This window comes from Mycobacterium persicum (assembly GCF_002086915.1).
Lineage (GTDB): Bacteria > Actinomycetota > Actinomycetes > Mycobacteriales > Mycobacteriaceae > Mycobacterium > Mycobacterium persicum.
In genome coordinates, this window is the sequence record NZ_MWQA01000001.1 from 2,876,103 (window position 1) to 2,891,122 (window position 15,020).

Consider the following 15,020-nt stretch of genomic DNA (forward strand, 5'->3'; position numbering starts at 1 on the left):
GGGCCCACCGGCCCCGCCGATCGCGATGAGTGCGCCGCCGGCGCCTCCGGCCCCGCCGGCCCCGCCATTCCCGGCTCCGCTGGCGGCTCCACCAGACCCGCCGGCCCCGCCGCTACCCCACAGCCACCCACCGGTACCGCCATTGCCGCCTGACGCGCCGGCACCGCCGGCGCCACCGGCCCCACCGTTGCCGAACAGTCCGGCGGACCCACCGGCACCCCCGGCCTTCCCGGGCGAACCTGAACCCCCGTTGCCGCCGTTGCCAAACAACAACCCACCTGGTCCACCGGCCTCTCCGCTCCCCGGCGCTCCGTTGGCGCCGTTACCGATCAAGGGGCGCCCGAACACAGCGGCAGCGGGCGTATTGAGGGCAGCCAGCGTGCCTTGCCCGAGGGTCTGCAGCGGCGAAGCGTTAGCCGCCTCGGCGGCCGCATACGCACCCGCAGCACCGGTCAGCGCCAGCACGAACCGGTCATGCAACGCCGCCGCCTGAGCGCTCAGGGCTTGATACTGCAGCGCGTGGTCAGAAAACAATGCCGCGATGGCCGCCGACACCTCATCCGCGGCGGCGGCCATTAACCCCATCGTCGGGCCGGCGGCTGCGGCATTGGCCGCACTGATCGCCGCCCCTACACCGGCCACATCCGTTGCGGCCGCCGTCAACATCTCTAGCGACGCGATCACGTGCGGCATTTGCTCTCCTCACTGTGGTCAACGTCCTTCACTTAACCACGGCTTCACAGCTATTTCGGCAAATTCGGGAACAGCCGCGTTGAGTGACTAAAGCCGCCTGGACGCACCTGCAAATAGCTATGTTTCCGACGTGTGGCGCCGGCCGGAGCCCGAATACCCCTGAAGCTTCACAATTTGTGATGGCTATTTCAGCTCGATGCTGACCGGAACCACGCCCAACCGGCTGTACTGGATCAGCGCAACCATTGACCCCGATGGCACGCAGGGCGGGCCGGTATTAGCGGACCCCATATTCCTGCCGGTGGGCAAGTTCAGCTGGACCATTATGCCGCAGAATCTCAGCGCCGCCGGGGTGAGCTGGAAGGTATATCAGAACAAGGGGCCCCTCAACGAAGTGAGCATTGGTATCCAAGGCTGGGTCAAATCCTTCAAGCAGGCTCAGGACCCCAGGTCGGATTTAGCTCGCTACGGGATCGCACCCGCCTACCCTATAGACTTCGCAGTCGACGTACTAGAAAATAAGCTGCCCAACGTTTCCTGGCTGGTTCCTGGATATGTGTTCTCCGAGCATCCCTCGTTACCCGTGTCGGCGGGCGCTGTGGCGATATATTGCTGTCAAATCCGGCGGTTTGGGAAAAGACCGCGCTGATCGTCAGCTATGACGAATGCGGCACTTTCTTCGACCATGTAGTACCGCCCACCGCGCCGGCGGGTACACCCGGTGAATGGATATCCAACAGTGTCGACATCAACAAAGTCGACGGATCCGGCGGCATACGAGGGCCGATCGGTTTGGGCTACCGCGTGCCATGCATGGTCATCTCTCCTTACAGCCGCAGCGGCCTCATGGTCCACGATACGTTCGACCACACCTCACAACTGCGATTGCTCGAAACGCGTTTTGGCGTGCCGGTGCCGAACCTGACCCCTTGGCGGCGAAGCGTCACCGGGGATATGACTTCGACCTTCAACTTCGCCATCCCGCCGAACCCGTCTAGACCCAATTTGGGCCGTCCTGGCCTGCAAGCGCTCAAGGCGCTGCCGCAGTGTGTCCCCAACGCCATATTGGGAGGAACACTTGAACTACCCTCGGTAGCAATTCCCTACAAGGTGCCGTATCCGCAAGTCATGCCCCCCCAGGAAACCTCGCCCAGTCGCGGCATTCCCAGCGGTCCATGCTGAACTGAGGCCCTGAATTACACCATCGGCTTGGTGATCTCGGCCAGGCCGCGCGAGATCAGCGGCGACACCACGTCGGGCGCGTCGTCGACGGAATCGGCTTGGCCGCCGGCGAGCTCTGACATGCGCCTGCGGAAATCGATGCCGGCCGCGATGATGGCCAGCTTGAAGTAGCCCAGCGCCATGTAGAACTCCCAATGCCCCAGCGACATCCCGGAGACCAACGAATACCGGTCGGCCAGTTCGTCGGCGGTCGGCAGCAGCGGCGATGTCCAGGCAGCCTGCGCGTTGACGATCAGATCCAGCGCGGGGTCGCGGTAGACGCACATCAGGGCCGCGTCGGACAGCGGGTCCCCCAACGTCGAGAGTTCCCAGTCCACCACCGCGCGCACCGTCGTCGGGTCGTCGGCGTCCAGAATGGTGTTGTCGATCCGGTAGTCACCGTGCACGATCGAGGTTCGGCTTTGCTTCGGAATCGCTTGCTGCAGAGCCGAATGCAGCCTGGCGACGTCGTTGTCGCGGCGGTCGTCGGGCAGGCGCACCAGGTCCCATTGCGAACCCCAGCGGCGCACCTGCCGTTCCAGGTAGCCGTCGGGTCTACCGAAATCGCCGAGCCCGACCGCATTCGGGTCGACGCTGTGCAAGTCGACCAGCACCCGGATCAGTGCGTCGACGCAGCGGTCGATGACGCGACTGCCGAACGCTTCGAGCTGAGCGCGCCGGCGCACCACCTGCCCGGCCACGAATTCGACGATCTGAAACGGGGCGCCCAGCACCGAGTCGTCCCGGCACAGCGCGATGGTGCGCGCCACCGGCACCGGTGTGTCCTGCAGTGCCGCAACGACCCGGTACTCGCGGACCATATCGTGGGCCGACGGCGTCAGCCCGTGCAGCGGAGGGCGCCGCACCAGCCAACTCGTCGCATCGTCGCAGACCCGGAAGGTGAGGTTGGAGCGGCCGCCGGAGATCAACTCACCGCGTAACTCACCGGCGCGCTCGGCGCCGAGCGAACGCAGATATCCGTCCAGTGCGGCCAGGTCGAGGCCGTCGAGTCCGTGATCCGAAGTCACCGAACTTGTTTACCACCGCTGATTGCCCGGCCCCGCACGGCCTGCATCATCGCCGAGCAGGCGCCGGTTCCGGGGCAATAGGTCCCACACATGTTCGGTCGCATTGACCGTCACCACCGTCGCCTGACCAGATCGGGAGAACAACAGCCGGGTCACCGAGGCGTAGTCGATGGGGAATGACAACAGGCGTGCCGTTCCCAGGATCTCGTGCAGCACCACGTTGATCACCCCGCCGTGGCTGAACGCCGCGACGGTCTCGTCCGGATCGGCGGAGACGACGACGTCGTCGACGGCCGCGCGGACCCGCGCGCGGAAGGCATCTTCGTCGACGGCACTGGGCAGCTGCCCCTGAGCCATCCGCGCCCATTCCTGTGGGTTTTCCGCACGGATCTGTTCGACCGGGATGTACAGCGGAAGGTCGCGATCATATTCGGCGAATCGGTCGTCGATGTCGACCGACAGGTCAAGCGCCGCCGCGACCGGCTCGGCGGTCTGGATGGCGCGGCGCTGTGGGCTGCTCACCACCCGCGAGATGGGGAACCTGGCCAGCGCCTCGGGTAGTCGCGCCACCTGGGCTATGCCGGTGTCCGACAGGTCCGGATCCGAACCTTCGCCGTGTTCGCTGCGCAGCGGCAACGCATGCCGGACCAGAAGCAGTTGCATGGGCCAAGCCTTACACGCGGCCTGCCCGGCGCTACGATGCCGCTTGAGAATGTAATTCTCCGAGCCGAGAGCGGGTGTGCGGCCCATGACGACTGTCAGCGGAACGCAGCTGGACGCGGGCGTGATCGGTCGTTGGCTCGACGTAAATGGCGCACCGGGCGGCGGTGCGGAGCCGGAACTCGAGCAGCTGAGCGGCGGGTCCCAGAACACGCTGTACCTGATTCGGCGCGGCGATCAACGCAGGGTGCTGCGGATGCCCGGCCCCCGGGCGGACGCGGGCCGGGTCGACGGGTTACTGCGGGAAATCCGGCTGGTGCGGGCGTTGTCGGGCACCGACGTGCCGCATGCCGAGTTGATCGGCGCCGACGAGACCGGTTCGGTGCTGGGCAAGCCGTTCTACGTGATGGCGGCCGTCGACGGCTGGAGTCCCATGGACGGTGGGTGGCAGGCGCCGTTCGACACCGACCTGGACGCCCGGCGCGGGCTGGCGTTCCAGCTGGTCGAGGGTGCCGCCAAGCTGGGGCGAGTGGACTGGCGCGCCCAAGGTCTCGACGGGTTCGGCCGTCCGGACGGTTTCCATGAACGGCAGGTCGATCGCTGGCTGGGTTTCCTGGCCGCCTATCAGGTGCGCGAATTACCCGGCCTGCAGCAGGCCGCCGACTGGCTGCGCCGCAACCGCCCCGCGCACTACACGCCGGGCATCATGCACGGGGACTATCAATTCGCCAACGTCATGTTCGCGCACGGGGCGCCGGCCCGGCTGGCTGCGATCGTCGATTGGGAGATGACGACGGTGGGTGATCCGCTGCTGGACCTGGCGTGGGCGCTACTGGGTTATGACGGCGACGAGCCGCGCGCCGATGGCTTCTATCTCGACATGCGCGGCATGCCCAGACGCGGTGAATTGCTGGCGCACTACGAGGCGATCAGCGGACTGTCCACCGAGAGCATCGACTACTACCTGGTGCTGGCCAACTGGAAACTGGGGATCGTGCTGGAGAAGACGTACGCGGCGGGGGTCCGCGCGGGGCAGGTCGACACCACGCTCAACCAAACCTTCGCGACGATGGTGCCCCAGCTCATCGCCACCGCGGCCGAACTCGCCGGGGCTCGCTGAAATGGGTTATGCGGAGCAGCTTTTCGACCTCACCGGGCAGGTGGCGCTGATCACCGGCGGCAGCCGCGGATTGGGCCGCGAAATGGCTTTCGCGCTCGCCCGCTGCGGTGCCGACGTGGTGATCGCCAGCCGCAACCTGGACAACTGCGTGGCCACCGCCACCAAGATCGAGGCCGAGACCGGGCGCGCCGCGATGGCTTACCAGGTGCATGTGGGCCGCTGGGACCAGCTCGACGGGCTGGTCGCGGCGGCCTACGACCGGTTCGGCAAGGTCGACACGCTGATCAACAACGCCGGCATGTCACCGCTGTACGACAAGCTCACCGACGTCACCGAGAAGCTGTTCGACGCCGTGGTCAACCTCAACCTCAAAGGGCCGTTCCGGTTGTCGGCACTCGTCGGCGAACGGATGGTGGCGGCCGGGCGCGGGTCGATCATCAACGTCAGCTCCACCGGGTCGCTGCGGCCGGGCGCCGACATCATCCCCTACGCCGCCGCCAAGGCGGGACTCAACGCGATGACCGAGGGATTCGCCCGGGCGTTCGGACCATCGGTGCGGGTCAACACCCTGATGGCCGGACCGTTTCTGACCGATATCAGCAAGGCCTGGAATCTGGAGCAGGCAACCCAGAATCCGTTCGGGCATCTTTCGTTGCGCAGGGCCGGAAATCCATCCGAGATCGTCGGCGCCGCACTGTTTCTCGCCTCCGACGCGTCCAGTTTCACCACCGGCTCGATTGTCCGGGCCGACGGTGGAATCCCCTGAGAGATAGGAGCATTCGCGTGCCTTGGGACTTCTCCACCGAACCGGAATTCGAGAAGAAACTCGACTGGATTCGCGGATTCGTGCGCGACGAGGTGGAACCCCTCGAAGTGCTGTTCCCCGGCTGCGAGTTCCTGCCACTCGACGACCAACGACGGCGGATCGTCGACCCGCTCAAGCAGCAGGTTCGCGACCAGGGCCTGTGGGCACCGCATTTGAGTCCAGAACTGGGCGGGCAGGGCTTCGGCGCGGTGAAGCTGACGCTGATCAACGAGATCCTGGGCCGCAGCTCGTGGGCGCCGATCGTGTTCGGCACCCAGGCACCCGACACCGGCAACGCCGAAATCATCGCGCGCTTCGGCACCCAGGAGCAGAAGGACCGCTACCTGCGAGGCCTGCTTTCCGGTGAGATCTTCTCCTGCTTCTCCATGACCGAACCCCAAGGCGGCGCCGACCCGCGGGTGTTCACCACCCGCGCCGTCCGCGACGGTGACGGTTGGGTGATCACCGGGCGAAAGTACTTCTCGTCCAACGCCTCCGTCGCATCGTTCTTTATCGTCGTGGCGATCACCGATCCTGATGTGCCCGTACATCGGGGCGCCTCGACATTCCTGGTCCCGGCCGGAACCGATGGGTTGACGGTTGAAGCCAACCACCATGTGGTCGGGGCGCTTCCGCACGAACCCGGACATTCCCTGGTGCGATACGACGGGGTGCGGGTGGGACCGGACGCGCTGCTGGGCGAACCCGGACAGGGCTTCCTGATCCTGCAGACCCGGCTCGCCGGTGGCCGGTTGCATCACGCGATGCGCTCGATCGGGATGGCGCAACGCGCCATCGAGATGATGTCACGCCGGGCGAAAAGCCGCTTTACCCAGGGGAGTTCGTTGGCCGACAAACAACTGGTGCAGGCGTTCATCGCCGACTCCTACACCGAGCTGATGCCGTTTCGGCTGGCGGTGCTGCATGCGGCCTGGCTGATCGACACCGCCGGCGAGCATGCGGCGCGAGCCGAGATCGGCGCCTGCAAGATCCTCGCGTCGCAAGTGCTCAAATCGATTGGGCTACGCGCCATCCAGGTGCACGGCGCGTTGGGCACCACCGATCAGCTGCCGCTGGTCAACGTCCTGCTCGGCGGGGTGGCGCTCGGCCTGGCCGACGGGCCCACCGAAGCGCACAAGGTCAACCTGGCCCGGCTGCTGCTGAAGAACTACGACGCCGAAGACGCCGAGCGGCCCAGCGAAATGCTGGACGTGCGCCGTGAGGCCGCCCGTGCCAAGTATGGCGACCTCGTGGATCACGTTCCGGCCCTTCCCTCTTCGCTTTCGTTGTGAACGGGGCCGGTTGATGCGCGCGGTCGTCTGCCGTGCGTACGGTCCGCCCGAGGACTTGGTTGTCCGCGAGCTTCCAGACCCGGTCCCGGGACCCGGCCAGCTCCTGGTGCGGGTGCACGCCGCCTCGGTCAACTTTCCCGACGTGCTGTTGATCGCCGGCAAATACCAGATCCGGATCCCGGTGCCGTTCACACCGGGCAGCGAGCTCGCCGGCGAGGTGCTGACCGCCGGCGCGGGGGCGCCATTTGTGCCCGGGCAGCGGGTTTTCGGGACCACCGCCGTCGGGGCATTCGCCGAGCGGGCGCTCCTGGACGCGTCGTCGGCAACGCTCGTTCCCGACGACGCCGACCTGGCTTCGGCCGCCGCCTTCGGGGTCACCTATCGAACCGCGTACCACGCCTTACGCTCGGTTGGGCAAGTGTCAGAAGGGGATTGGGTGGTGGTATTGGGCGCCGCCGGGGGCGTGGGTCTGGCCGCCGTCGATCTGGCGGTCGCCATGGGTGCCCGCGTGCTGGCGGCGGCCTCCAGCCCGGAGAAGCTGGAGCTGTGCGCCCGGCGCGGCGCGCAGGCGACCGTCGACTACGACCGCGAGGATCTGAAGGCGCGCATTCGCGAGCTCACCGGCGACAGCGCGCGGGTGGTGATCGACCCCGTCGGCGGCCGGTACTCGGAGCCGGCATTGCGTGGCCTGGCCCGCGGCGGGATGTTCGTCACCCTCGGCTACGCGGCTGGCACCATCCCGACGATTCCGCTGAATCTTGTGCTGCTGAAAGATATCACGCTGCGGGGCATGGAGATTCGTACCTTTGCCAGCGACCACCCCGCCGAGGCCAACCGTGACCTCGGCGAGCTGGCGCAGCTATTCGGTGCCGGCAAGATCCGGCCCTACATCGGCGCGCGGTTCCCGTTGGCCGACACCGCCGCGGCCCTGCGCTACGTGTCCGATCGCAAGGTGCTGGGCAAGGTCGTCATCGACGTCGCCTGACATACCGGTTTTACCTGTGCCACAGGAGTTTCAGCGGTTTCGCTCGAAAATTCGAGGTGGCCAAGGACCTGCTGGCCGACGATGTCCTCGTGCGCAGCCTTGGATGTCTCACGCGCTCACCGAGCCGGTTGTCATTCCGTCGCATCGAGTGTGCGATGACGGCTTCGAGCGTGCATGTAGGGCGGAAATGTCGACGGCGGACCGCCCTGACGGCTCACTCGACGCCACCGGCGCACACTCGGCGCCACCAGCGGCCGGACGAAGCTAGGGCGTGACGATGTTGAAAGCCGGATTGGGCCTATCGAGGACACTCAAGAAGGTCTGCAGCACCGTCTCGTCTCCGGATACCTCGAAACCCGGTGAACTGATGTCGCCGAGCGCCGCGTTAACCAGCCGAACCTTGTCGCCTACCGTCACGGTCGCGTTCGCCGTCGCGGGATCGGCGGCGACCCTGCGATGAATCAGCACACCGTTGCGCAGGGTCAACCGATAATTTTCCGCTGGCTCGGTGAAGCTGAAGTCGATCGCGAGGTCCAGGTCCCAGGCACGCGGGCCGTTGATGCTGATGGCCACGACATCGAAGATCTGGTCCAGGGTCAGCTGGTCGAAGAACGTCGGCGACGGCGCCTGCCCCGACGTGCCGAGGTTGCCGTCCCGAAGCTCCGTCGCCCCGGACAGAAAGAAGTTACGCCAGGTCGCATTCTCCGCACCGTAGGCAAGCTGCTCCAGGGTGTCGGCGTAGAGTTGCCGGGCCGCTGCGTGGTTGCTGTCGGTGAACACCGCATGATCGAGAAGCGTTGCCGCCCAGCGGAAGTCGCCATCAGCAACGGCTTTACCGGCCAGCTCGACGACTCGGTCGATCCCTCCCATCGCCTCGACGTAACGGGGGGCGATGGCTTCCGGCGGGTACGGCCACAACCGGCCGGGGTTGCCGTCGAACCAGCCCATGTAGCGCTGGTAGATCGCCTTCACGTTGTGGCTGACCGACCCGTAGTAGCCGTGGGTGTGCCATGCCCGCTCCAGCGCCGGCGGCATCTGGAACATTTCGGCGATCTCGACACCGGTGTACCCCTGGTTCAGCAGCCGCAGCGTCTGATCGTGCAGATAGGAATACATGTCGCGTTGCTGCGACAAGTACCCGACGATGTTGTCGTGCCCCCAGGTTGGCCAGTGGTGTGAGGCGAACACGACGTCGGCGCGATCAGCGAACGTCTCGATCGCTTCGGTGAGATACCCCGACCAGGCACGCGGATCGCGCACCAGCGCCCCGCGCAACGTCAGCAGGTTGTGCAAGTTGTGGGTGGCGTTCTCGGCCATGCACAGTGCGCGGAAGCGCGGGAAATAGAAGTGCATTTCGGCGGGGGCTTCGCTGCCCGGGGCCATCTGGAATTCGATCTCCACCCCGTCGATGGTGTGTGTTTCGCCGGTCCGCCTGACGTCGACGGTCGGCACGATGAGCGACACCTCACCGGTCGAAAGTGTCTGCCCCAGACCGCAGCCCACCTGCCCCTGAGGGCCGCGCGGCAAGTAGGAGCCATACATGTAGCCGGCGCGACGCATCATGGCGCCGCCGGCGTAGATGTTCTCCTGGACGGCGTGCGCGGTGAAACCTTCCGGGGCCAGCACCGAGACCTTTCCGGCGTCGACGTCGGCCTGTGAGGTGACGCCCAGCACGCCCCCGAAATGATCGACGTGGCTGTGGGTGTAGATCACCGCGACGACGGGGCGGTCACCGCCGCGGTGGGTGCGATACAAATCCAGCGCCGCGGCAGCGACCTCGGTGGACACCAGCGGATCGATGACGATGATGCCGGTATCGCCTTCGACGAAGCTGATATTGGAAATATCGAAGCCGCGGACCTGATAGATACCCGGCACCACTTCGAACAAGCCTTGTTTGGCGGCCAGTCTCGATTGCCGCCACAGGCTGGGATGCACCGATGTCGGCGCGGGTCCGCGCAGGAATGAATACGCGTCGTTGTCCCAAACCACACGGCCGTCGGCCGACTTGATGACGCACGGGGACAATGCCGCAATGAATCCACGATCGGCATTGTCGAAGTCAGTTGTGTCATCGCTTGCGGGAACATATTCGCGATGGGCGGACTCGATGGCCGCAGAAGGGGGTTTGACGTTCACCGGCAATACCTTGCCATTAACGCGACGGTCGCCGGAAGATGCTCTCAAGTGACTAACAGGAAATATAGAGGATAGAAATAGTTGCTTAGGACCCTAGACCTTCGTCCGGTTAGCTTGCATACTGCCGGGGCGGTCCTCAAAGCCAGTGGATCGCTACGACGGCAAAGGAGCACAGGTGAAGCGTGGACTGACGGTGGCGGTAGCCGGAGCGGCTATTCTGGCCGCGGGCCTTTCCGGATGTTCGAGCAACAAATCGACCAGTGGCGGCGGAAGCTCCACCAGCGGCGCCACCTCGACAAGCACCGGCGGTGGCGGCGGGGCCGCGGGAACGAAGGTCATCATCGACGGTCAGGACCAGCACGTGACCGGCTCGGTCGTCTGCACGACGGCCGCCGGCAACGTCAACATCGCGATCGGTGGGGCAGCCACCGGCATCGCCGCCGTGCTCACCGACGCCAACCCGCCCGAGGTGAAGTCGGTCGGCCTGGGCAACGTCAACGGCGTGACCCTCGGATACACCTCCGGCACCGGACAGGGTAAAGCCGAGGCAAGCAAGAGCGGCAGCACCTACAAGATCACCGGCACCGCGACCGGCGTCGACATGGCCAACCCGATGCAGCCGGTGAACAAGCCGTTCGAAATCGACGTCACCTGCCCCTAACCCCGGGGGCAGGGCATTCAACAGGGTGACGATGCGGGCGGTTGCCACCCGGCGAGTGGCAACCGCACCGCGGACTCGGTACGCCCGGGCGAGCTGTTGACGGGGATGGTCCCGTTGTGGGCCTTGACAACTGCAGATGCGATCGCCAGACCCAACCCGGTGCTGCCGCCCTTGCGGGAGCGAGAGCTGTCCCCGCGAGCGAACCGCTCGAATACCTCCGACTGCAGTCGTGGCGGAATGCCCGGGCCGTTGTCGACCACCCGCAGCACGGCGTGCGACGGCTCGACAGTCAATCGGGTCGTCACCACCGTGCCGGGACCGGTGTGGATGCGGGCGTTGGCAAGCAGGTTGGCTATCACCTGGTGCAATCGTGCGCCGTCACCGGTGACCACCACCGGCTCCGGCGGCAAGTCCAGCTCCCACTTGTGATCCGGGCCCGCGATGTGGGCGTCGCTGACCGCGTCAACCGCCAAGCGCGAAAGGTCCACTGGTTCACGTTCCAGCGGCCGTCCGGAGTCCAGGCGGGCCAGTAGCAGCAGGTCCTCGACGAGACGAGTTATCCGCTCGGTCTCCGAAGCCACCCGGCTCATGGCATGAGCCACCGCTTCCCGGTCGTCGCTCATGCGTTGCGCGAGTTCGGTATAGCCTCGAATCGCCGCCAGCGGGGTGCGCAGCTCGTGACTGGCGTCGGCGACGAACTGGCGCACCCGGGTTTCGCTGGCCTGCCGCGTCGACAATGCGGCGGCGATATGGTCGAGCATCCGGTTCAGGGCCGACCCCAGTTGACCCACCTCGGTGTAGGGGTTCGCGTCGGTGTCGGACACCCGGACCGGCAATGCGACTTCGCCCCGGTCCAACGGCAAATCGACGACTTCGGTCGCGGTTTGGGCGACCCGCCGCAGCGGCGCCAGCGCCCGCCGGATGATCATCGCCCCGGCGGTGGTGGCGGCGAGCAGCGCGACCGCGGTGACGATGCCGAACATGACCAGCATCCGCAGCATCGTGGCGTCGATGCCCGACATCGACAGGCCGGTGACGATGACGTCGGTGCGGTTTCGGCTCGGGGCCGCAACCACCCGGTAGCGACCCAGGCCGTCGAGGTTCAGGGTCACCGGCGTGCGGCTGCCCGCGATCGCGGCCAGCTGCGCCTGGGCGTTGTCGCTCAGCGCGGCCCGGGCACCACTGCCGGTAAGGTAGCCGGCGTCGATCGTCTTGCCGTTGCTGACCACTGCCGCGACCAAGCCGGCCGGCTGGCCGGGCGCGTCGAGAAACCTGGGGCCGGGGCCGGTCCGCACGTAGCGCGGTTCGTGCCGGCGCGGCGGCTCGGGGTACAGCAACGCCGAGCGGTAGGAAGCCCCGCCGAGCTGGCCATCGAGCTGCGTCACCAGATGGTGGCGCAGGGCCAGTTCGGTGGCCGCGGTGATTCCGATACAGACCAGCACCAGAACGACGACCTGTCCGACCAGCAGTCGCAGGCGCAATGACCAGGCCCGCGGAGCGTTAACCGGCCGGTTTGAGGACATAGCCCGCGCCGCGCAGCGTGTGGATCATGGGTGCGCGACCGTTGTCGATCTTTTTGCGCAGGTAGGAGATGTACAACTCGACGATGTTGGACCGGCCGCCGAAATCGTAGCTCCATACTCGGTCCAGGATCTGGGCCTTGCTCAGCACCCGCTTCGAGTTGCGCATCATGAAGCGCAGTAGCTCGAACTCGGTGGAGGTCAAGGAGATCGGTTCGCCGGCGCGGGCCACCTCGTGACTGTCCTCGTCGAGCACCAGATCTCCGACCACGAGTTGGGCACCGCTGTCGACGGTGGTGACGCCGGTGCGCCGCAGCAGCGCGCGCAGCCGCAGCACGACCTCCTCGATGCTGAACGGTTTGGTGACGTAGTCGTCGCCGCCTGCGGTCAATCCGGCGATGCGGTCTTCCACCGCGTCCTTGGCCGTCAACAGCAGTACCGGCAGGCGAGGATTCTCCCGGCGCAACGTGTGCAGCACCTCCAGGCCGCTCATGTCGGGCAGCATCACGTCGAGTACGACGACGTCGGGCCGCGCGGCGCGGGCCGCCGCGATCGCCGATGCGCCGTCTTGCGCCGTGGTGACATTCCAGCCCTCATAGCGCAACGCCATCGAAACCATTTCGGCGAGAACGGGTTCGTCGTCAACGACCAGGACACTGATCGGTTGTCCGTCGGCGCGGGACATGACGACCCGCTCGGCCGGTGGTCGCGGGCTCGTCACGGTTCCCAGTATCCGCACCGCACTAGGCCGACGCTATGCCGTTGCTATGCGCAAGCTGTGAAAGATCGCGTGGCCACCGTGGGCTCTGGCGGCCACGCGATGTCGGGCGCCGGGCGCTAGTACCAGTACCGCCGGCCGGCGACCGGGCGCCCCATGGAGCCCAGAGCCCAGAGCACGGCTCCGATCACCAGCAAGATGATCCCGAGCACCGTCAGCAAATGGATGCCGAACACGAATCCGAGAATGAGCAAGATGGCACCGACGACGATCATGGCGACTTCCTTTACATCGAGGGGATGTGATCGCCCTGCTGCATTGAGCTGGGCTGCGGCAAATGGCAATTTGTTACTTTCGGGTTGACACCCAGGTAATTCAGGGGGCCCGCGATCACCGTCACCGCAACGGTTCCCGCTGAAGCGCAACTTGTTTGCTCACCTTTGAAGTAGCCTCGCTGCCACGTCGCGAAGACTCCGATGATTAACCACACGAGCACAATCGCCCCGACAACTCCGCGCCCACGCATGGTGACCTCCATTGTGTGTCGAGAAAAATCCCGCAGACCTGAGATACCCGTTGCACGCATGTTCAAACATCGCGCCGAAGCGAACCCCTGCGAATTAGCGGTCGGAATTTCCGCGGGCTGGCAAACTACCGGTGTTGGGCATCGAGCCACTGTGCCGCGCGCCGCTTCGAGGCGCGTGACAGCCAGGCGTCCTGGATCAGTTCGGCCAGTTCGGTGGTGCCGATTTCCGCCAATCGACCGGCCCGGACCAGCACCGACAAATGTCCGTCGAAGTGGGGGGTGGTGAAAAACGGTGACGCCGGATCCTGGGTCAGGGCCAGCTTGTCGGCCTCGGACTCCACCCACAGGATGATGACGTCGGTGTAGCGCTCACCGGTGTCCGGGTCGGTCGCGTCCGGCCGCGGGGTGCGAAAGTACACGAACGACTTGCCGCCCACCTGGTAGATGGGGTTGCCCTGCGGCCCGGCCACCCGGTTGACGTGTGGCATCGACGCGGCGATCCGGTGCACGTCGCCAACGGTGGCGGGGCGGTCAGCCATGACGGCGACAATACCCGCTGACACTCGCCCGGCCTGCCCGACTTCCATGAACGGGATCTGTACCATGGGCGACAAGCCTTGTGGTAGACGGGGATTAGGGGGCCGTGCCTGATACATTGTTCGCCGACGTATCCGAATATCAAGTGCCGGTTGACGACTCATATCCCTATCGGGTGCTGTCCATTCGGGTTTGCGACGGCACCTATCGCGATCACAACTTCGCGCGCAACTATGCCTGGATGCGAGCCGCCTTGGACAGCGGGCGTTTGACCTTGGGGATCGTTTACACCTACGTCCGTCCGAATTGGCAGGCCAACGCCAATACCGTGCGCGCCATGATCGACGCCGAAGGCGGCTTGCACCAGCGGGTGGCATTGATGCTCGACGTCGAATCGGGCGGAAACCCGCCGGGCGACGGGTCGGCGTGGATCAACCATTTGTATTGGAACCTGGCCGATTACGCCGGTTCGCCCAGGCGAATCATCGGCTATGCCAACGCATATGACTTCTGGAGTATGTGGCGGGTGCGTCCAGCCGGCCTGCGGGTGATCGCGGCCGGGTATGGCTCCAATCCCCACCTTCCCGGCCAGGTCGCCCACCAGTACACCGACGGCTCGGGTTACAGCCCGAATCTGCCACAGGGCTGCCCGCCTTTTGGCCGGTGCGACATGAACTCAGCCGACGGACTGACACCACGGCAATTCGCCGCCGCCTGCGGCATCACAGCGAACGGAGGACCGCTGATGGCGCTCACCGACGAGGAGCAGGCCGAGCTGTTGACCAAGGTCCGCGAGATCTGGGATCAACTGCGCGGGCCCCACGGCGCCGGCTGGCCGCAACTCGGCCAGAACAGCCAAGGCCAGAACCTCACCCCCGTCGACGCGATCGCGGCGATCAAGGACGACGTGGCAGGCATGCTGGCGGAGTAGGCCGCGGCAACTTCATCGCCGGTGCCGAAAACCGTTGCGGGGCTTACGCTTACCGCGTCTTCGGGCCAGGTGTCCGGGCGAACGCCGGTGCGGCCAAACGCCGTCGGCGGTTGCTACCCTAGGCTGCCGAACAGCAGGCCGCTGACGCCACTGACGCCGTCGAGGCCACCATTGCCGGGATTTC

At 66.0% G+C, this 15,020-nt stretch carries 15 protein-coding genes and 1 pseudogene; 7 read left to right on the forward strand and 9 right to left on the reverse strand.

Translation table 11 applies throughout. The annotated features are described in order from the left end of the window. A partial coding sequence (locus B4U45_RS29260; protein ID WP_244899368.1) for a PE family protein occupies nt 1-693 on the reverse strand: 693 nt, incomplete at its 3' end. A gap of 163 nt (nt 694-856) precedes the next feature. Between B4U45_RS29260 and B4U45_RS13175 the strand changes: the two are divergent. Further along, nucleotides 857-1,875 (forward strand): annotated as a pseudogene (locus B4U45_RS13175) (phospholipase C); the annotation flags it as partial. A 14-nt stretch (nt 1,876-1,889) separates the two neighbouring features. Here the strand turns inward: B4U45_RS13175 and B4U45_RS13180 are convergent. Together B4U45_RS13180 and B4U45_RS13185 are read right to left on the reverse strand one after the other, a co-directional pair. Next, nucleotides 1,890-2,942, reverse strand: a complete 1,053-nt coding sequence (locus tag B4U45_RS13180; protein ID WP_075549676.1) for a phosphotransferase family protein — start codon at nt 2,940-2,942, stop codon at nt 1,890-1,892. 9 nt (nt 2,943-2,951) lie between these two features. Continuing rightward, entirely contained in the window at nt 2,952-3,605 is a 654-nt protein-coding gene (locus B4U45_RS13185) for a histidine phosphatase family protein (protein ID WP_075549675.1), read from the reverse strand. Between the two features lie 85 nt (nt 3,606-3,690). Here B4U45_RS13185 and B4U45_RS13190 point away from each other — a divergent pair, with 85 nt between their 5' ends. From B4U45_RS13190 to B4U45_RS13205, 4 genes are read left to right on the forward strand one after another with little or no spacing between them, the layout of a single operon-like run. Beyond that, nucleotides 3,691-4,722, forward strand: coding sequence for a phosphotransferase family protein (locus tag B4U45_RS13190; protein WP_075549674.1), 1,032 nt, complete (start codon nt 3,691-3,693; stop codon nt 4,720-4,722). Between the two features lies 1 nt (nt 4,723). Then, nucleotides 4,724-5,488: an SDR family NAD(P)-dependent oxidoreductase gene (locus B4U45_RS13195; RefSeq protein WP_083156080.1), complete on the forward strand. Its 765-nt coding sequence runs from the start codon at nt 4,724-4,726 to the stop codon at nt 5,486-5,488. Between the two features lie 17 nt (nt 5,489-5,505). After that, nucleotides 5,506-6,819, forward strand: a complete 1,314-nt coding sequence (locus B4U45_RS13200) for an acyl-CoA dehydrogenase family protein (RefSeq protein ID WP_075549672.1) — start codon at nt 5,506-5,508, stop codon at nt 6,817-6,819. Nucleotides 6,820-6,832: 13 nt separating this feature from the next. Then, nucleotides 6,833-7,804: an NADPH:quinone oxidoreductase family protein gene (locus B4U45_RS13205; RefSeq protein ID WP_075549671.1), complete on the forward strand. Its 972-nt coding sequence runs from the start codon at nt 6,833-6,835 to the stop codon at nt 7,802-7,804. A gap of 264 nt (nt 7,805-8,068) precedes the next feature. Here B4U45_RS13205 and B4U45_RS13210 read toward each other — a convergent pair whose 3' ends face one another. Further along, the gene (locus B4U45_RS13210) at nt 8,069-9,949 is read right to left on the reverse strand and encodes an alkyl/aryl-sulfatase (protein ID WP_075549670.1); all 1,881 of its coding nucleotides are present in this window, start codon (nt 9,947-9,949) and stop codon (nt 8,069-8,071) included. Nucleotides 9,950-10,118: 169 nt separating this feature from the next. On the opposite strand from B4U45_RS13210, the gene B4U45_RS13215 reads away from it, so the two are divergent. Then, nucleotides 10,119-10,604, forward strand: coding sequence for a lipoprotein LpqH (locus tag B4U45_RS13215; protein WP_075549679.1), 486 nt, complete (start codon nt 10,119-10,121; stop codon nt 10,602-10,604). A gap of 17 nt (nt 10,605-10,621) precedes the next feature. Here the strand turns inward: B4U45_RS13215 and B4U45_RS13220 are convergent, their stop codons facing one another. The 5 genes from B4U45_RS13220 to B4U45_RS13240 all read right to left on the reverse strand — a co-directional run bounded on the left by B4U45_RS13220 (nt 10,622) and on the right by B4U45_RS13240 (nt 13,907). Continuing rightward, nucleotides 10,622-12,127, reverse strand: a complete 1,506-nt coding sequence (locus B4U45_RS13220; RefSeq protein ID WP_219859410.1) for a sensor histidine kinase — start codon at nt 12,125-12,127, stop codon at nt 10,622-10,624. Then, nucleotides 12,105-12,809 (reverse strand): response regulator transcription factor, encoded by a 705-nt coding sequence (locus B4U45_RS13225; protein ID WP_075549678.1) that lies wholly within the window; start codon nt 12,807-12,809, stop codon nt 12,105-12,107. The genes B4U45_RS13220 and B4U45_RS13225 overlap by 23 nt, the downstream gene beginning before the upstream one ends. Before the next feature lie 152 nt (nt 12,810-12,961). Then, entirely contained in the window at nt 12,962-13,117 is a 156-nt protein-coding gene (locus B4U45_RS13230; RefSeq protein WP_023368814.1) for a DUF6131 family protein, read from the reverse strand. Between the two features lie 11 nt (nt 13,118-13,128). Beyond that, entirely contained in the window at nt 13,129-13,380 is a 252-nt protein-coding gene (locus tag B4U45_RS13235) for a hypothetical protein (protein WP_075549668.1), read from the reverse strand. Between the two features lie 113 nt (nt 13,381-13,493). Next, nucleotides 13,494-13,907: an MmcQ/YjbR family DNA-binding protein gene (locus B4U45_RS13240; protein ID WP_075549677.1), complete on the reverse strand. Its 414-nt coding sequence runs from the start codon at nt 13,905-13,907 to the stop codon at nt 13,494-13,496. A gap of 104 nt (nt 13,908-14,011) precedes the next feature. On the opposite strand from B4U45_RS13240, the gene B4U45_RS13245 reads away from it, so the two are divergent. Further along, a complete protein-coding gene (locus B4U45_RS13245) occupies nt 14,012-14,836 on the forward strand; it encodes a glycoside hydrolase family 25 domain-containing protein (RefSeq protein WP_219859411.1) in 825 nt (274 codons plus the stop codon). Nucleotides 14,837-15,020: the final 184 nt, after the last annotated feature.